This is a genomic window from Bradyrhizobium sp. SZCCHNR1043 (genome assembly GCF_032489675.1).
In the GTDB taxonomy this organism is placed as follows: domain Bacteria; phylum Pseudomonadota; class Alphaproteobacteria; order Rhizobiales; family Xanthobacteraceae; genus Bradyrhizobium.
In genome coordinates this window covers 40,487-58,368 of record NZ_JAUEYN010000004.1, presented here as the reverse complement: position 1 = coordinate 58,368, position 17,882 = coordinate 40,487, and the positions used below count along the sequence as shown (strand labels likewise).

The window sequence follows — 17,882 nt, the reverse complement described above, 5'->3', positions numbered from 1 at the left end:
GCAATTTGAAGGCTTTGACGTGAATGAACATGCGCCCTTAACGAAAACGGGCAAAAATGGGTCGCTGATCTTCACCTACCTGACCACAGTGCCGTTTCGAGCTTACGCGAAATCTCGATAGCCGCGTCGCGAGCCGGTCACCGCCGAAGCGAAATCCGAAATGCCTTCACAGAAGAGCAGGCCGGGGTTCGCAACTGCCGCGTGAAGAATTGGTAAGGAAACGTTAAGGAAAAGTCGGGGATTTCTGATGATTGCGCCGGAAGAAGAGAGGTTGCTGAAAACGTACCTGGTCGAGATGTTCGGCCAGATTAGCAGCATGCGGCGCGAACTCGCCGCTCTTCAAGGCGACGGCAAGGGCAGTTTCGCGACGATGACCGACACCCTCGACGCGATCGTCGAGAATACGGAGGTGGCCGGGAACGCGATCCTCGAAAGCATGGAGGCGATCGGCGCCAGCGTCGCGAAGTTGCAGAGCGTCAAAGACCCGACGGCCGCGGCGGTCAGCGACGAGATCGTCGACAGCACGAACAAGGTGTTCGAGGCGTGCGCGTTCCAGGACCTCACAGGGCAGCGGATCACGCGGGTGGTCAAGTCGCTGCAGTTCATGGAGGACCACATCAACAAGCTCGTCCGCATCTGGGGAAAAGAGGAGCTGGCGCGGCTGGCCACCGAGCTTGCTGCCCCCTCGAGCGTCCCAGACTTGCTGGAGGGCCCGAAGCGGCCCGGCGTGGCGATTTCCCAGGACGACATCGACAAGCTGTTCGCGTGAACGACGGCCGGGCGTGATGCCCGCTCCGCGTCATTGCGAGGAGCAGAGCGACGAAGCAATCCAGGGCCGCGCAAGGACTCTGGATTGCGTCGCTGCGCTCGCAATGACGGAGCAAACTAACGCGCAGCGCCGTTACGGCCGCAGCGTCTCCATGAAGCGTACCGGCTCGCCGGTCGCTGGCGTCAGCAGCTCGCCCTGCCACATCACGCGCTGGCCGCGGACGAACGTGCCGACCGGCCAGCCGGTGACGCGTAGGCCATCATACGGCGTCCAGCCGGCTTTCGAGGCGACCCATTCGTTGGTGATGGTCTCGCTGCGCTTCAGGTCCACGATGGTGAGGTCGGCGTCGTAGCCGGCGGCGATGCGGCCCTTGCGGGCGATGTTGTAGATGCGGGCGGGGCCGGCGCTGGTGAGGTCGACGAAACGTTGCAGCGACAGCCGACCGGCGTTGACGTGGTCGAGCATGATCGGCACCAGCGTCTGCACGCCGGTCATGCCGGAGGGCGAGGCCGGATAGGTCTTGGACTTCTCCTCCGCGGTGTGCGGCGCGTGGTCGGAGCCGAGGATGTCGACGATGCCCTGGTGGACGCCCCACCAGATGACGTCGCGATGATCGACTGATCGCACCGGCGGATTCATCTGCGCGTAGGTGCCGAGCCGCTCGTAGCACTCCGGCGCCGCCAAGGTGAGATGATGCGGCGTCGCCTCGACGGTGGCGACGTCCTTGTGGTCGCGCAGATACACGATCTCCTCCTTGGTGGAGATGTGCAGCACGTGGATGCGCTTGCCGGTCTCGTGCGCGAGGGTGACGAGACGTTGCGTGGCGCGCAGCGCCGCCTCTTCGTCGCGCCACACCGGGTGTGAGCGCGGATCGTTCTCGACGCGCAGGTCCTTGCGCTCGTTGAGGCGGTACTCGTCCTCGGCGTGGAACGCGGCACGGCGGCGGATCACCTGGAAGATGCGGCGCAGGCTGTCGTCGTCCTCGACCAGCAGCGAGCCGGTGGAGGAGCCGACGAACACCTTTACGCCGGCGCAGCCCTCGGCGCGCTCCAACACCGGAAGCTGCTCGACATTCTCGCGGGTGCCGCCGATGAAGAAGGCGAAATCGCAATGCATGCGATGGCGGCCGGCAGCGACCTTGGCGGCGAACGCCTCTTCGGTCACCGTCAGCGGATTGGTGTTGGGCATCTCGAACACGGCGGTGACGCCGCCCATCACGGCGCTGCGCGAGCCGGTTTCGAGGTCCTCCTTGTGAGTGAGACCAGGCTCGCGGAAATGCACCTGGGTGTCGATCACGCCGGGCAGCACGTGCAGGCCCTTGCAGTCGATGATCTCGGCGGCCGAGGCTGTGCCGAGATCGCCGATCTCGACAATACGTCCGCCTGAAATGCCGATGTCGCGGACGCCCTCGCCGTCCTGATTGACCACGGTGCCGGATTTCAGAATGACGTCGAAGCGCGCGCTCATGAAGCCCTCATAGGATTTCATTCTCCTGACCGCCCCAAGACAGATCGATCATGCTGCGCGCCTGCCCATTTGCTGGCCTCCGGTGGCACGCGAGTCTCGATCTTTAGAATGAAGCCACCGCGCGGCGGCGTTTCAGCCTTGTGGTTTATGCCTGGGCGGCTTACGTTTCAGTGCGGCCTGTCGCAAGAGGTTTTTCGGATGAAGGCGACGTTTCTCGACGACCGGGGCGTGGTCCAGGTCAGCGGCGACGATGCACGCAAGTTCCTCAACGGTCTCTTCACCACCGACGTCACCAAGCTCACGCCCGGCGATGCCCGGTTCGGCGCGCTGCTGACGCCGCAGGGCAAGATCATCGTTGATTTCCTGGTGGCGCAGGTGCCGGCGACCGACGCCGGCGAGCGCTTCCTGCTCGACTGTCCGCGCGCGCTGGCGCAGGCGCTCACCGACAAGCTCAACCTCTACAAGCTCAGGGCCAAGGTCGCGGTCAGCAATCGCTCCGGAGAGCTCGGCGTGATCGCGGTCTGGGATGGCGCCATCGGCGCCACGCCGGAGCCGAGCTTCGCCGATCCGCGTCATGAGCGCCTCGGCGCGCGCGTCATTGCGCCGCAGGAGGCGCTCGCGGAGATCGCCGCACGGCTCGGGGCCGAGATCGTCGAGACCGACGCCTATGAGGCGCATCGTATCGACTGCAGCGTGCCGCGCGGCGGGCTCGACTTCACGTATGGCGATGCCTTCCCGCACGAGACCAACATGGACCGGCTTCACGGCGTCGATGTCGGCAAGGGTTGCTATGTCGGCCAGGAGGTGGTGAGCCGCATGCATCATCGCGGCACCACGCGCACGCGCGCGGCGAAGGTGCTGCTCGACGGGCCGAGTCCCGAGCCGGGCACGCCGATTCTGGCCGGCGACAAGTCCGTCGGCACCATGGGCTCGGCCGCCGCGCAGAAGGGCATGGCGCTGCTGCGCATCGACCGCGCCGCCGAGGCGTTGGAGGCGGGAACGCCGCTTACCGCCGGCGGCCTCGTTCTACGCATCGCTGATCCCGACGCGCTGCAGGGCGCGCCGAAGCAGACGGTCGCCTGAGCCGGTCTCATGGGTCGCGCTGCTGTCGTCCATCCCGATGGCCTGACGCGCTGCCCCTGGCCGGGCAGCGATCCGCTCTATGTCGCCTATCACGACACCGAGTGGGGCGTGCCGGAATATGACGACCGCGCGCTGTTCGAGAAGCTGATCCTCGACGGCTTCCAGGCCGGGCTGTCGTGGATCACGATCCTGCGCAAGCGTGACAATTTCCGCCGCGCCTTCGACGATTTCCAGCCGGAGAAGATCGCTGGTTACACCGACAAGAAGATTCACGCGCTGATGAACGATGCCGGCATCGTGCGCAACCGCGCCAAGATCGAAGGGACGATTCTCAGCGCGAAATCCTGGCTCGACATCCAGGACAAGGGTCCCGGCTTCTCGAAGCTGCTGTGGAACTTCATGGACGGGGCGCCCAAGGTCAATCAGTTCAAGACCACCGCGAGCGTGCCGGCCTCGACACCGCTGTCGATCAAGATTTCCAAGGAGCTGGCCTCGCGCGGCTTCAAGTTCGTCGGTCCCACGATCGTCTACGCCTTCATGCAGGCGACCGGGATGGTCAACGACCATCTCGTCACCTGCTTCTGCCACGAGACCTGCAGCGGCAAGCGCCGCACCCCACGCCTCAAGCCTCCCAAATGACGACTGACAAGGCCCCGAGCGGGCACGACCGCGTCTGGCAGCGCATGCTGTCCGGCCGGCGGCTCAACCTCATCGATCCCTCGCCGCTCGATGTCGAGATCGCCGACATCGCCCACGGGCTCGCGCGTGTCGCGCGCTGGAATGGCCAGACCACCGGTGCGCACATCTTCTCGGTCGCGCAGCACACGCTGCTGGTCGAGACGGTGATGCGCGCGCGCAAACCGAACATCGATGCGAAGCTGCGGCTCGCCGCGCTGCTGCACGATGCGCCGGAATACGTCATCGGCGACATGATCTCGCCATTCAAGGCGGTGCTCGGCGACGGCTACAAGAGCGTCGAGAAGCGGCTGCTCGGGGCGATCCACATCCGCTTCGGCCTGCCGGCCGAGATTGCTCCGGAGATCGAGCGCCAGATCAAGGCGGCCGACCGCGGCGCCGCTTTTCTGGAGGCGACCCGGCTGGCCGGCTTCTCGGAAAGCGAGGCGAAGAAGCTGTTCGGTCGCGACCCCGGCCTGCCGGATGCCACCGTGGCGGACTATTTGACGCCCTGGAGCGCGGCCAAGGCCGAGAAGCAGTTCCTGACCCGTTTCCACGCGGTGCTGGGGTCGTGCTGAGATGCCGCTGACGCCGGACGAGCGCCGCAACGAACGGCTGAAGCTGGCGGCCAACTGGGTCAACACGCTGGCGACGGCCATCGTCACCGCTGGAACGTTCGTGCCGCTTGCCCAGTTCGTCTATGGGGTGCTGCCGCCCAGCACCCCCGCGGGCTTGATCTACGGGTCGGGCGTCGTTTGCATTATCACCGGAGTGCTCATACATTTGCTGGGTCAGTGGATCCTGGGAGGTCTTCGATGACCATGCACCAGCTCGTTGCCCTGAGCTTTCCGCTTCTGACCGCCTTGGCCGTCGCCATTGTGGCCCTGTTCGTGCGCCGGCCCTGGTCCGAGAAACCGGTCGAGATCGCCCCCCAGAACCGTGAGCGGCTCCTCGACCATCTCGAGCGGCTGAACGCGGAGATCGAAGGCAAGGCCCATCTGGTTCGCCAGGAGCTGCGGCAGCTCAAGAACACGCGCTGAGGGCTGTCGGCGCATATATGCGCCAGCCCGACAGCAGACATCCAAATCCCGCTTTTGCCCTTGTGCCCCCATTCGTATAATCGGGCCTCCAAAGGCTCGCCATGATCCACGTCTGCTCACTCGCCGCCCTGCCCGAGACCGTGCGCCTGACCGGCGCCAGCCACGTGCTGACCATCATGGCCAATGTCGAGCAGGTGAAGCGGCCGGAGACGATCCGCCCCGAAAACCATCTGCGGGTCTCGGTCGACGACATCACCGAGCAGCTTCCGGGCTTCATGGCGCCGAGCGAGGATCACGTCGCCCAGGTGCTGGAATTCGTGCGCGGCTGGGATCGTGCGGCGCCGCTGGTGATCCACTGCTATGCCGGCATCAGCCGCTCCACCGCAAGCGCCTTCGCCACGGCCTGCGCGCTCAACCCCAATCGCGACGAGCTCGATATCGCCTGGGCGATCCGCCAGGCCTCGCCGATCGCCTCGCCGAACCGGCTGATCGTCAGCCTGGCCGACAGGGCACTGGGCCGCCAGGGGCGCATGGTGCGCGCGCTGGACGCGATCGGGCCCGGCGCCATGATGGTCGACAGCGCGCCGTTCCGGATCGATCTGGACTGAGTTGCGACGCGGCCGAGCCGCGTACCGGCGCGCCTTGAACTTTTGTTCCGCGGTTTGACACAGAGGGAACGACGGCCATCGGGTGACCCGCCGCGGGCCGTCGGCCGATTCGCTGCGCCAGCGGTCCACCCGCAGGCCGGCGCGTTCCACCCCTGACGCCCACCGGCGCCATCGATTGAGGAATCCCCGCGTGATGTTCGATTGGCCCCTGGATTGGATCGCGCTGCTGGTCGCGTTCGCGGCGCTCGCCTTCGCGCGCCGGATTTCCGATCGCCTGGCCGAGCTCCAGGCCCGGCTGGCCAAGCTCGAGGCGGCACGCCCGATCGCGGCTGCGCCGGTGGTCGCGCCGCCGCTAAGCCCGCTTCAGGAGCCCGCTGAAGCCCCGCCAATGCCGCCGCCATTGCCGGAGCTGACCGAGCCTGCTCTCCAGCCCGCGGCAATGGCGAGCGACGACGCGGCCGAACAGCCGCCGCCGCTCGCGTCCCCGCCACCCGTGCCGCAGCCTGCGGCCGGCTTCGAGGAGCGCATCGGCACCCGCTGGGTGGTGTGGATCGGCGGGCTGACCTTGGCGCTCGGCGGCTTCTTCATGGTGCGCTATTCGATCGAGGCCGGCCTCGTCGGCCCCGAGGTGCGCGTCGCGCTCGGCGCGCTGTTCGCCGCCGCGCTGCTTGCGGCCGGCGAATGGACCCGGCGCAAGGAGAGCATCTCGCAGATCGCAGCGCTGCCGATCGCCAACATTCCGGCGATCCTGACCGCGGCCGGCACGGCGGTCGCCTTCGCCACGATCTACGCGGCCTACGCGCTGTATGAGTTCCTGCCGCCCGCGATCGCCTTCGTGCTGCTCGGCATCGTCGCGCTGGGCACGCTGGCGGCGGCGCTGCTGCACGGCCCGGCGCTGGCCGGGCTCGGCCTCGTCGCCGCATTCACGACGCCGGTGCTGGTGTCGACTGGCGAGCCGAACTACTGGGCGCTCTACATCTACCTTGCCATCGTCACCGCCGCCGCGTTCGCGCTGGCACGCGTGCGGCTGTGGCGCTGGCTCGCGATGACCACGATCGGGCTGTCGTTCCTGTGGACCTTGCCCGGACTCGACGCGGGCGTCGAGACGGTGGCGCCGCATGTCTTCCACGTCGCTGTTGGTTTCGCGCTGGCCGCGCTGATCGTGGTCTGCGGCTTCATGTTCGGACCCGCCGCCGAGAACGACGAGGTCGAGCCGATCTCATCCGTCGGCCTGGCGGTTTATCTGCTCGGCGCCATGCTGGTCGTGCTGGCGAGCTTCCATGACGGCCTGGCGCTGATCGGCTTCACGGTGCTGGTCGCGGCGACGCTCGCGGTCGCCTGGCGCGCGCCGAGCGCCGTCGGCGCGGTGGCCGCCGCCGCTGCGACCGTGTTCCTCGTGTTCGCCGAATGGGCGCTGCGCGACAATCCGGACCTGCTGGTGCTGCCCGGCGGCGCGCTGCCCGGGATGGGGCCGAACCCGCTCGGCGCGTCGGTCACGTCGCATCTGGTGACGGCGGCGATCTTCGCGCTGGGCTTCGGCGGCGCCGGCTTCCTGGCGCAGGGCCGCTCGCACAACGCGGTCGTGCCGGTGGTGTGGTCGGCGGCCGGCGTGTTCACGCCGCTGGCGCTTCTTGTCGCGCTCTATGCGCGCATCGCCCATCTCGACCGCTCGATTCCGTTCGCGATCGTCGCCGTCGTGCTCGCCGCCGCGTTTGCCGTCGCCACCGAGGCGCTGACCCGGCGCGAGGAGCGTCCGGGCCTCAGTGCCTCGATCGCATTGTTCGCGACCGGCACGCTGGCCGCGCTGGCGCTGGCGCTGACCTTCGCGCTGGAGAAAGGCTGGCTGACGATCGCGCTGGCGCTGATGTCGCTCGGCACCGCCTGGATCTTCGAGAGCCGGCCGATCCCGTTCCTGCGCACGCTGGCGGCGGTCTTTGCCGGGCTCGTCGTGCTGCGCATCGGCTACGATCCGCGCATCGTCGGCGCCGATGTCGGCACCACGCCGATCGTCAACTGGCTGCTGTGGGGCTATGGCGTGCCGGCGGCGTCGTTCTGGGGCGCGAGCTATCTGATGCGCCGCCATGGCGACGACGCGCCGCTGCGCGCGGTGGAGGCCGCCGCCATCCTGTTCACGACCCTGCTCGCCTTCCTGGAGATCCGCCACGCCGTCAATGACGGCGACATGCTGGCGGTGCCGTCGCTCGCCGAAGTGGGGCTCGACGTCTGCGTGGCCCTGGCGCTGGCGATCGGGCTGGAGCGGCTGCGGGAGCGCAGCGGCAGCATCGTGCACAACATCAGCGCCGTGATCCTGACCGGCTTCGCCGGCGGCGCCACCGTGCTCGGCCTGCTGCTGTTCGAAAACCCGATGATCTCGGATGTCGCGATCAAGGGCGGCCTGCTCAACATCCTGATCCTGGCCTATGCGTTCCCGGCGGTGCTGATGCTGCTGTTGTCCTACGCGGTCGCAGGCCGCCGTCCGCCGGCCTATGGCAATACGCTGGCCGCGGGCGCACTGATCCTGGCGCTGTCCTATGTCAGCCTCGAGATCCGCCGGATCTATCACGGCCCCGATCTGACGGCAGGGCCGACCAGCGCGGCCGAGCAGTACACCTATTCGATCGCCTGGCTCGCCTTCGGCGTGGTGCTGCTCGGGATCGGAATCATCGTGCAGTCGCAACGCGCCCGTCTGGCGTCCGCCATCGTGATCGCGCTGACGATCCTGAAGGCCTTCCTGATCGACATGTCGGCGCTGACCGGCGTGTGGCGCGCTCTGTCATTCATCGGGCTCGGGCTGGTGCTGGTCGCGATCGGCTGGCTGTACCAGAAGGTGCTGTTCCGACGGCAGCAGCAGGCGCCGCCGGCTCAGCCGGCGGCGTAGCGCCATGTCGGATTAGGCCGCGCGCACCGACTCCAGGAACGACGCCACCTCACGCTTCAGCCGGTCGCTGTCCGAGGCCAGCGATTGCGCCGCGGCCAGCACGTGCGTGGAGGCCGTTCCGGTTTCCGTCGCGCCGCGCTGCACGTCGACGACGTTCACAGAAACCTGCTGCGTGCCCTCCGATGCCTGCTGGACGTTGCGCGAAATCTCCTGCGTGGCGGCACCCTGCTCTTCCACGGCCGCCGCGATCGCCGACGAGATTTCCGACAGCCGCTCGATGGTCGTGGAGATCGCCCGGATGGCGCCGACCGATTCCTGTGTCGCCGCCTGGATGCCGGACACCTGCTGGCCGATCTCGTCGGTCGCCTTGGCGGTCTGCTCGGCCAGCGCCTTCACTTCGGAGGCGACGACCGCGAAGCCGCGGCCGGCCTCGCCGGCACGAGCGGCCTCGATGGTCGCATTCAGCGCCAGCAGATTGGTCTGGCCGGCGATCGTGTTGATCAGTTCGACGACGTCGCCGATCCGCGCCGCGGCCTTGCTCAGCTCGCTCACGCGATCGTTGGTCATGCGCGCCTGGTCGACGGCCTCGGTGGCCATGCGGGCCGATTCCTGCACCTGGCGGCTGATCTCGGTGATCGACGACGATAGCTCCTCCGTCGCGGACGCGACTGACTGCACGTTGGTCGAAGCCTCCTCCGAAGCAGCCGCAACCGCAGTCGAGATCTCCTGCGAACGCGTCGCGGTGGATGACAGCGCGCCGGCGGAATGCTCGAGCTCGGTCGAGGCCGACGACACCGTCTGCACGATCTCGCCGATGGTCGCCTCGAACTGGCGGGTGATATTGTCGACGCGCCGGCCGCGTTCGATCTTGACCTCGGCATCGTGGGCCGCGAGCTCGTCGGCCTCCTTCTTGGCGATCAGCGCCTCCTTGAACACCTGCAGCGTATCGGCCATGGCGCCGATCTCGTTCGGCTCGCCGCGATGCGTGACTTCCGCGCCGAGATCGCCCTTGGCGAGCTCCTGCATCGGCTTGATGATCGACGCGATGCCGGACGAGACGTTCTGCACGAGATAGAATCCGACGGCGATGCCGGCGATGACGGCGGCGGCAATGATCGAAACCACGAGCCAGATCGCGCGCGAGAAGCTCTCGGCAGCCTGCCGCGTCGCGTTGTCGGCGCCCTTGTTGTTGAACTCGATGTCCTGGATGAAATACTTGTCGGCGTCGCGCGCGATCGCCGCGGCCGACTTTTCCAGCATTTCGGTGGCCTCGCGCGGAATCTTTCCGACGCTCTTGTTGGATTCATCCATCACCTGCTTGACGGCGACGACGTACTTCTCCCAGGACTGCACCCAGTTGTTGTAGATCGCGCGTTCCTCGGCCGAGGTGATCATCGGCTCGTAGGTCTTGCGGTCCTTGTTGATCGTCTCAAGGATTCCGTTGACGCGCTTCTCCGCGGCCTGCTTGGCCTCGGCCGTCTCCGACATCACATGCGCGCGCAAGGCGATGCGCAGCAGGTTGATGTCGGCGCGCAGCTCGCCGATCGCGCGCACGCTTGGCAACCAGTTGGTGGCGATGTCGACCGTGTTGACGTTGATCGACTGCATGCTGGTGACGGCGAGCACGCCGAGCCCGCACATGGTGACGAGCATGAAGGCGATGACCGAAATGATCTTCGTACGAATGGACATTGTTGACACGGAGGACCCCAGCTGACTGCGTGGTTCGGCCGCGTTCTGCCAGCGCCAGAGACGGCCCGAACATCCAGGTCTGCGCTGCGCTGCGCGGTCGAGGTCAGAGGATCAGAGGGCTCCGAAAATTCCGAACCCGCATGTCGTCTCTGACGACCTCATTGGGCGCGAAACAGGCTTATCGGAGGTTAATGCTTGGAACCGTAAGATTACTGACAATGCGCGTAAAATGATGGCCCTCAGGGACGGCGCGGTGCTCCTGAACCGGCGCCCGAGGCACCGGATCTCCCGATACCGTTGACGGATCGTGTGGAAGCAAAACCACGAACTGCGTTCGGCAACATCACAAACGCCGTCTGAGCGCGAGAAGTGTGACGGACGGAGAACACGCCCTCAGCGGACTGGCGCCACGGCGCACCGGACCTCGAATCCGATGGCCAGCGGCGCAATCACCCGGACAGTTGGAACTCAGCCGACCGCTTCGGACATCAGGCGGATCCGGAACACTGGCTGCTTGGCTTCGTCGAGCAGCTCCATCTGCCACTCGGCCCCCTGCTGCAACGACTTCGAGATGCCACCGATCAGGTCGGAGCAGACAGCCGTCAGCTCGTTCCAGGCGGTTTCCCGGTTGGCGAATTCATAAGGCTGATCAGCAGCGCCAGAATAGCGGCCCTGGCTGATTCGGAAGAAATAAAGCGACATAACGACCCTTTCTCGTGGGCCACCCCCCTGGTTGCAAACTGCACACGAGTCACTACCGAGGCATGAATTTAAGATTCCGTACGACTACGGCGCAATGACCACTAACGTGCGGTCAGCTTAAAATATTGCTCTATGTTAATAGGGGACTGGTTTTTCAATAATCGGTGAACTAACAACTAATCGGTCGAGCGACGCAGCTCCGGCGCCGCATCCGACTTCGCGTTATCGGATCTGGTAATTTCGGTCTTCGCGTTTTCGGCCTTGGCGTTTTCGGCCTTGGCGGCCTTCGCAGGATCCGCCTTCAGGGGTTCTACCTTGCTGCGCTCCACCCGCGGGGTCTCGACCCGCGCCGCCACTTCGGTGTGCAAGCCGTCGGCAGCGGGAACAGCAGCGCGCGCGGCGCGCGGCCGCGCCACGGCGCGCGCCATCAGCATGGTGGCTCCGCCCTGATGCTGGAAGTCGCAATAGGCGAAGGCGCCGAGCCCGGAGACCGAGCCGCGGAAGCTGCGGTCGTCCTTCTTGTCGAGGTTGAAGCACGGCTCGAACGGCATGCCCTTGATGGCAGCGCAAACGTTCTGGCCGCGAATCTGCAGGGTGTTGCCGGGCAGGCGGATATGACGCACCGGGCCAGAGCCGGAGAACTGCACCGCGCCCGCCGCGCCCATGTCGTCGAGGATGCGGCCCGCGCCACGGGTGCCGTCGACGCAGGTGAAGGCGAACACCTTTCCGGCGACGAATTTGCGGGCCTCGTCGGCTGTCATCGAACCCGCAACCGCAGGAGCAATCACGGCACCGGCAGTCACGGTCCCCAGCAATATACGCGCGAGCATGCATCAAACTCCCACTTAACCCAACGCAGCGGGTAAGGCGGTATCTTTACCCCATGCTTACCATACCAACCATGGCAACAATGGAGCAGCATGGTTTGAAAAGTCTGAACATCCTCAGGATATTCTTACCACCGTACGGCCGCGGACCTGGCCCGCGAGAATCTGCAGCCCCAGCGACGCCACTTGGTCCAAGGAAATTTCGTGAGTGATTTCAGCTAGTTTTGCGCGATCCAAATCAGTGGCGAGGCGCTGCCAGGCCGCCTTGCGCGCCGGCAGCGGGCACATCACCGAATCGATGCCGAGGAGGCATACGCCGCGCAAAATGAACGGCGCCACCGACGATGGCAAATCCATGCCGGCAGCGAGGCCACAGGCGGCGATGGCACCGCCATATTGGGTCATCGCCAGCAGGTTGGCGAGCGTATGCGAGCCGACGCTGTCGATGCCGCCCGCCCAGCGCTCCTTCGCCAGCGGCTTGGCCGGCCCGGACAGCTCGTTGCGGTCGATGATTTCGGCGGCACCGAGCGACTTGAGATAGTCGGCTTCGGCCAGGCGGCCGGTCGAGGCGATCACGTGGTAGCCGAGCTTGGCGAGCACCGCCGTCGCCACCGAGCCGACGCCGCCGGCCGCGCCCGTCACCACCACCGCCCCGCTGGCCGGCGTCAGCCCGTGCTTCTCCAGGGCCAGCACGGCCAGCATCGCCGTGAAGCCGGCGGTGCCGATGGCCATGGCATCCCGGGCCGACAGGCCCTGTGGCAGGCCGACGAGCCAATCGCCCTTGACCCGCGCCTTCTCGGCATAGGCGCCGAGATGGGTCTCGCCCATGCCCCAGCCGGTACAGATCACGGCATCGCCCGGCTTCCAGGCGGGATGGCTGGACTGCTCGACCGTGCCGGCAAAATCGATCCCCGCGATCATCGGGAAGCGCCGGACCACCGGCGCCTTGCCGGTCAGCGCCAGCCCGTCCTTGTAGTTCAGCGCCGACCACTCGACCTTGACCGTGACGTCGCCGTCCATCAGCTCGGCTTCATCGAACTGCGTCAGCGTCGCGGTCGTTCCCTTGTCCGCCTTGTCGATCCGGATCGCCTTGAACGTTCCCACAGCGGCACTCCCTGCGCTTTCTTTGTCTCACGCCATGTTTAGCCGATCGGGTCGGCCGCGCAACTCAGGTCGCGGGAACGGCACGCGCGACCGGCTTCTCGACGATCGGCAGGTTGATCAGCGCCGACAGCACGCCGAACAGGATCGAGAGCCACCAGATCGGCGTATAGGAACCGTAGCGCTCGAACACGATGCCGCCGAGCCAGACGCCGAGGAAGCCGCCGACCTGGTGGCTGACGAAGGCGAAGCCGTAGAGCGTGGCGAGCCAGCGGGTGCCGAACATGATCGCGACCAGCGACGAGGTCGGCGGCACCGTGGAGAGCCAGGCGAGCCCGGAGACCGCGCCGAAGGCGATCGCGGAGGCCGCCGTGACCGGGAACGAGATGAAGGCGAGCGTCGCCAGCGCACGGGTGAAATAGATGAAGGACAGGATGTAGCGCTTCGGCAGCCGGCTCTGCAGCCAGCCGACACTGAGCGAGCCGATGATGTTGAACAGGCCGATCGCCGCGATCACCCAGCCGCCAACCTGCGCCGACAGGCCACGATCGACCAGGAACGCCGGCAGGTGCACGGTGATGAAGGCGAGCTGGAAGCCGCAGGTGAAGAAGCCGAGCACCAGCAGCACGTAGGAGCGGTGGCCGAACGCCTCCATCAGCGCGGTCGTGAACGACTGCTGCTCGGCCTCCGACGGCTTGGCCTCGGCCGCCGGCGGCGTCGCCACGGCGAGCGACAGCGGCACGATGAACAGCATCAGCGTTGCGAACACCATCAGCGCGCTCTGCCAGCCGAACTGGTCGATCAGCGCGACGCCGAAGGGAGCGAACAGGAACTGGCCGAGCGAGCCGGCCGCCGTGCCGGCGCCGAGCGCGATGCCGCGGCGCTCCGGCGGCAGCAGCTTGCTGAACGCCGACAGGATGAGATTGAACGAGCAGCCTGACAGGCCGAAGCCGACCAGCACGCCGGCGCCGATGTTCAGCGACAGAGGCGAGCTGGAATAGCGCATCATCAGCAGGCCGCCGGCATAGAGCAGCGCGCCGACACAGATCACGCGCATCACGCCGAAACGATCGGCGATCGCGCCGGCGAGCGGCTGACCGAGCCCCCACAACAGGTTCTGCACCGCCACCGCAAGCGCGAACACGTCGCGTCCCCAGGCGAATTCACGGCTCATCGGCTGCACGAAGAAGCCGAGGCTGGAGCGCGGACCGAAGCTCAGCAGCGCAATCGCGCAGCCGCACACGATGATGACGACCGGCGTCCGCCAGCTCTGGCTGCGGGAGGCCGTGCCGAGATCGCCTGCCTGTACCGACATCCGTGTCCTCCCCTGCTGCGGTCGCTGTCCGCCGCGCCCTTCCGATTAATGCATCTGCATTGAACTCCCAAGCTCAAAAGCGGAACCCAGCCATGAAAAATTTCGATGCGGCGGCCAGCCATGAGCACGTGTCATCCGAAGCGAGTTCCCGCGGCGGAACTCGCTCATGCGTCCTTGTCCCGGCGCGAAACGTCCTGATGCGCGAGTCGCAAACGACGATTCATCCTGTGCGAGAGTGACCTTCAGAACAGCCGCTATTTGTCGCCAAACACCGATAAACAGCGAAGGAAGTCTCTGAAGAAGAACTAACAGGTACCGCGGTACACATGCGCACGGAATGTGGAATTTGGACATCACATGGACCACGATCAGATCGAGACATCCGGCCGCGTCGTGATCGTTGGTGCCGGAGTTGCCGGACTGTTCTGCGCGCTGAAGCTCGCACCGCAGCCGGTCACGCTGATCTCCGCGACCGCATTGGGTGAGGCCTCGTTCGGCGCGACGATGCAGGCCGACATCGCGGCAGCGGTTTCATCCGGCGACAGCCCCGATAGCCATGCCGCCGACATGATCGCTGCCGGTGGCGGCCTGGTCGACGCGACGGCTGCGCTGGCGCTCGCGCGCGACGCTTCGGCTGCAATCGAGGACCTGGTCCGCCTCGGCGTGGCTTTCGATCGTGATCACAGCGGCAGGCTGGCGACGTCTCGTGCGGCTGCGCACACCGCGCGACGGATTCTCAGCGTTCGCGGAGACTTCACCGGACAGGCGATCATCACCGCGCTGTCTCAAGCCGTGCGCGCAACGCCCTCGATCCGCATCATCGAGGGCCATGTCGCCGACGCGCTGCTGACGGAAGACGGCGCGGTGCGTGGCCTGCAACTGCGGCCGACCGACGACGATGCGGCCGCGCCGGTGCTGATCGCGGCGCCGGCAATCGTGCTGGCCACCGGCGGCATCGGCCGTCTGTTCGCCACGACCACCAATCCGCCGCACGCCACCGGCATCGGCCTCGCCATCGCTGCGCGCGCCGGCGCGGTCATTGCCGATCCGGAGTTCGTTCAGTTTCATCCGACCGCGATGATGACCGGTCACGATCCGGCGCCGGTTGTGAGCGAGAGCCTGCGCGGCGCCGGCGCCATCCTGGTCAACCGGCGCGGCCAGCGCTTCATGCTGCCGCGCCATCCGCTGGTCGATCTTGCCCCGCGCGACACGGTGGCGCGCGGCGTGATGGCCGAGATCATCGCCGGACGCGGCGCCTTTCTCGACGCACGCGACGTGCTCGATGACGACGTCGCCGAACGCTATCCGATGCTGCACCGGGCCTGTACCGCCGCGGGGCTCGATCCCACCCGGCAGCCGATTCCGGTGGCGCCGGCGGCGCATTTCCACATGGGCGGGATCGCGGTCGACGCGCAGGGCCGCAGCTCGATCGAGGGGCTTTGGGCGGCGGGTGAAGTCGCCGCGACGGCAACGGACGGCGCCAACCACATCGCCGGCAACGCGCTGCTCGCCGCGCTGGTGTTCGCCCAGCGGATCGCCGAGGATATCTCCGGCCGGACGTTCACCGCGCCCTCCACGCTACAGGACATTGCGTTCGCCGATCCGGCCGGCCCCTGTGCCGGCGCTGCGGCGAGCTCGCTGCGCGAGACGATGACGGCGCAGCTCGGCGTCATTCGCGACGAGGAGCGGCTGGCGGAGGCCATCGCCGCGATTGCCAGGATGGAGCGCGACGCCGGCAGCCCGAGGCTGCGCAACATGGCGAGCGCCGCGCTGCTGATCGCCACCGCGGCCTGGAGCCGGCGCGAGAGCCGCGGCGCGCATTGCCGCGCCGATTGCCCGGCCGAGAATCCGAGCTTCGCGCAGCGGACGATGACCACACTGGCCGCTGCCCGCGAGATCGCCGACGAGCTCGCGGCACGGCCGACGGCGCGGCAGTCGCGGCCGTTGAGCGCGTAGCAAGAGCTGATCCGACTGCGTCACGACGGAGCTCGGCAGTCGCGTTTTCACCGTCATTCGTGATCACCGTCATTCCGGGTTCAGGGCCTGCGGCCTTGTCCCGGAATGACGGTGCTCATGACGAAGCAGCCATCGTCGCCCAATACAGATATCACGACTCGTTGTTATTTGCTGCCTCGCCGGTATTTGGGAGCAGGCACGATGTAATTAGTGCGTGCCGTGTCGGCCGCGTGCATCCATTGATCCGCGGGCGCTGGACGAACAAATCGGCCGTACCGTTGCGCTGGTGCTCGTAGTCATCACGCGCACGATCTGAGCGGCCCTCGCCAATGAGTTGGACGAGGCCTTTCGTCGAAGCAGATCACCGGCTGACGCTGATGCGAATCGCCGCACGGATCGAGCACATCCTCTACGCGCGCGACTAATTCGCATCGATCTGTGGGGATACGCCACATGCTCCTGCGCCATGGCTTCAGATCGTTCTCGGCCAGACGCCGCCGCATTATCTCGTGCGCCCCGGCGCCGACGGCATTTACCAGCACCAACTAAATGGCTGGACAGGTTCGCCATGATTTCGGCAAAAGAACCGCAGAACCTGTACAAATAAGAAAAAGAGATGGTCGAAATTTAGCGGTGCTCAAGTAGTAGCGCGCGTTTTGTCCGTCCTGCTGACGAGGAAATGGGAATTCACGGCTGCCAGATCGCCGATTCACCGCTTGGCATGGCCATAGATTCGGTCATCGGTCTCGCCGCCGGTTTGGAAGCCGAGTCGCCGAGCAGAAAGGCGCCAAACGGTCCAGGGAGTGTTGCGGGGCGACGCGATGGCGCGTGTCCGCAGGAGTAGTTGAGGATGAGTTCCTTATTGCGGAGTAGCGGATCGCGGATCACCGTGGGTGATGCGCAGAGCGAACGTTGGCGCCCGGCAAAGCCTGCCGCTTTGTCCAACAGCCTCGCGCATGCGACGTCTGCGCCTGATGAGGATGCGGCCACCGATCTCTCCCGGCCGTGGTGGCAAACCGCTTCAGCGGTTGACGATGCGCCGATGCCAATGGCGCCAGCAGAAGCGGACCGATCCTGGCAGATCCCTTCACTCGATCCCGTCGTGATGCCTCCACCTCCGCCCGAACGGCTCGAATTCGATTCTGTTTTCCGGTTCGGTGCCGCAGTGGCCGCGCTTGCGTGCCTCGCGTTCTTTGCGGTGCGCATCATGCAGGCTCCGAACATTGAAACAGTTACGAAGTCTGAAGCGACCGCTTCATCGTCTCCCCGAAACTTCGGGACAGCGGGGAAATCGAAATCCGATGACGGCCAAGCATCGCTGGACGCCGCGGCGCACACGATCGGACGGGCCGATTCGATCGTGGCGTCGGTCCCGATCGTCAAGCCGGCTCCGGGCGGAGGCGAGACCCCGCAGTCAATTCCGCCGAAAGCATCTCGGACCATCGCGACCAGGAGCCCTGCACCGGCGGCCGCGTCTGCGCTGACCAAGAACGAGATCAGCGAAATGCTGAAGCGCGGACGCGATCTCATCGGCGCGGGCGACGTTGCGAGTGCCCGCCTGATCCTGGCGCATGTCGCGGAAGCGGACGCCGAAGCATCACTGACGCTGGCCGGCACCTATGACCCCGCGATCTTGTCCAACCTGAAAGCCGTTGGCGTCGCGCCCGATCCGGCCAAGGCCCGCGCCTGGTACGCGAGAGCCGCCGAACTCGGGTCACTCGAGGCTCGACGGCGGCTCGAGTGACCCGAGCTTCGAAACCGGGTGATCC

At 66.4% G+C, this 17,882-nt stretch carries 16 protein-coding genes; 10 read left to right on the top strand and 6 right to left on the bottom strand.

Translation table 11 applies throughout. The features are described 5' to 3' along the window. Positions 1–247: 247 nt before the first annotated feature. Positions 248–769 carry a protein phosphatase CheZ gene (locus tag QX039_RS07825; protein WP_315739983.1) on the top strand — a complete coding sequence of 174 codons (522 nt, stop codon included), beginning with the start codon at positions 248–250 and terminating at the stop codon, positions 767–769. Positions 770–901: 132 nt separating this feature from the next. Here the strand turns inward: QX039_RS07825 and QX039_RS07820 are convergent, their stop codons facing one another. Continuing rightward, positions 902–2,236, bottom strand: a complete 1,335-nt coding sequence (locus tag QX039_RS07820; RefSeq protein ID WP_315773974.1) for a dihydroorotase — start codon at positions 2,234–2,236, stop codon at positions 902–904. 198 nt (positions 2,237–2,434) lie between these two features. Between QX039_RS07820 and QX039_RS07815 the strand changes: the two genes are divergently transcribed. From QX039_RS07815 to QX039_RS07785, 7 genes are all read left to right on the top strand, one after another. Beyond that, positions 2,435–3,319 carry a folate-binding protein gene (locus QX039_RS07815; protein WP_315773938.1) on the top strand — a complete coding sequence of 295 codons (885 nt, stop codon included), beginning with the start codon at positions 2,435–2,437 and terminating at the stop codon, positions 3,317–3,319. A 9-nt stretch (positions 3,320–3,328) separates the two neighbouring features. Further along, entirely contained in the window at positions 3,329–3,958 is a 630-nt protein-coding gene (locus tag QX039_RS07810) for a DNA-3-methyladenine glycosylase I (RefSeq protein WP_315773940.1), read from the top strand. Continuing rightward, positions 3,955–4,572, top strand: coding sequence for an HD family hydrolase (locus tag QX039_RS07805; RefSeq protein WP_315773942.1), 618 nt, complete (start codon positions 3,955–3,957; stop codon positions 4,570–4,572). Before QX039_RS07810 ends, QX039_RS07805 begins: the two co-directional genes overlap by 4 nt. Before the next feature lies 1 nt (position 4,573). Next, positions 4,574–4,813 carry a hypothetical protein gene (locus QX039_RS07800; protein WP_315717219.1) on the top strand — a complete coding sequence of 80 codons (240 nt, stop codon included), beginning with the start codon at positions 4,574–4,576 and terminating at the stop codon, positions 4,811–4,813. Beyond that, positions 4,810–5,034, top strand: coding sequence for a hypothetical protein (locus QX039_RS07795; protein WP_315773945.1), 225 nt, complete (start codon positions 4,810–4,812; stop codon positions 5,032–5,034). The genes QX039_RS07800 and QX039_RS07795 overlap by 4 nt, the downstream gene beginning before the upstream one ends. Before the next feature lie 101 nt (positions 5,035–5,135). Further along, on the top strand, positions 5,136–5,642 hold the full coding sequence (locus tag QX039_RS07790; protein ID WP_315739978.1) for a tyrosine phosphatase family protein: 507 nt from the start codon (positions 5,136–5,138) through the stop codon (positions 5,640–5,642). Positions 5,643–5,835: 193 nt separating this feature from the next. Beyond that, a complete protein-coding gene (locus tag QX039_RS07785) occupies positions 5,836–8,520 on the top strand; it encodes a DUF2339 domain-containing protein (RefSeq protein ID WP_315773947.1) in 2,685 nt (894 codons plus the stop codon). 12 nt (positions 8,521–8,532) lie between these two features. On the opposite strand, the gene QX039_RS07780 is transcribed toward QX039_RS07785, so the two are convergent. The 5 genes from QX039_RS07780 to QX039_RS07760 form a co-directional block, all read right to left on the bottom strand. Beyond that, positions 8,533–10,221: a methyl-accepting chemotaxis protein gene (locus QX039_RS07780; protein ID WP_315739976.1), complete on the bottom strand. Its 1,689-nt coding sequence runs from the start codon at positions 10,219–10,221 to the stop codon at positions 8,533–8,535. 459 nt (positions 10,222–10,680) lie between these two features. Continuing rightward, on the bottom strand, positions 10,681–10,914 hold the full coding sequence (locus tag QX039_RS07775; protein WP_315739975.1) for a DUF6894 family protein: 234 nt from the start codon (positions 10,912–10,914) through the stop codon (positions 10,681–10,683). 176 nt (positions 10,915–11,090) lie between these two features. Further along, positions 11,091–11,744: a hypothetical protein gene (locus QX039_RS07770; RefSeq protein ID WP_315739974.1), complete on the bottom strand. Its 654-nt coding sequence runs from the start codon at positions 11,742–11,744 to the stop codon at positions 11,091–11,093. Between the two features lie 114 nt (positions 11,745–11,858). Continuing rightward, entirely contained in the window at positions 11,859–12,845 is a 987-nt protein-coding gene (locus QX039_RS07765) for an MDR family oxidoreductase (RefSeq protein ID WP_315739973.1), read from the bottom strand. Positions 12,846–12,909: 64 nt separating this feature from the next. Beyond that, a complete protein-coding gene (locus tag QX039_RS07760; RefSeq protein WP_315739972.1) occupies positions 12,910–14,157 on the bottom strand; it encodes an MFS transporter in 1,248 nt (415 codons plus the stop codon). Between the two features lie 357 nt (positions 14,158–14,514). Between QX039_RS07760 and QX039_RS07755 the strand changes: the two genes are divergently transcribed. Together QX039_RS07755 and QX039_RS07750 are read left to right on the top strand one after the other, a co-directional pair. Next, positions 14,515–16,113 (top strand): L-aspartate oxidase, encoded by a 1,599-nt coding sequence (locus QX039_RS07755; protein WP_315739971.1) that lies wholly within the window; start codon positions 14,515–14,517, stop codon positions 16,111–16,113. 850 nt (positions 16,114–16,963) lie between these two features. Continuing rightward, positions 16,964–17,857 carry a hypothetical protein gene (locus QX039_RS07750; RefSeq protein WP_315739970.1) on the top strand — a complete coding sequence of 298 codons (894 nt, stop codon included), beginning with the start codon at positions 16,964–16,966 and terminating at the stop codon, positions 17,855–17,857. The last annotated feature ends 25 nt before the right edge of the window (positions 17,858–17,882 follow it).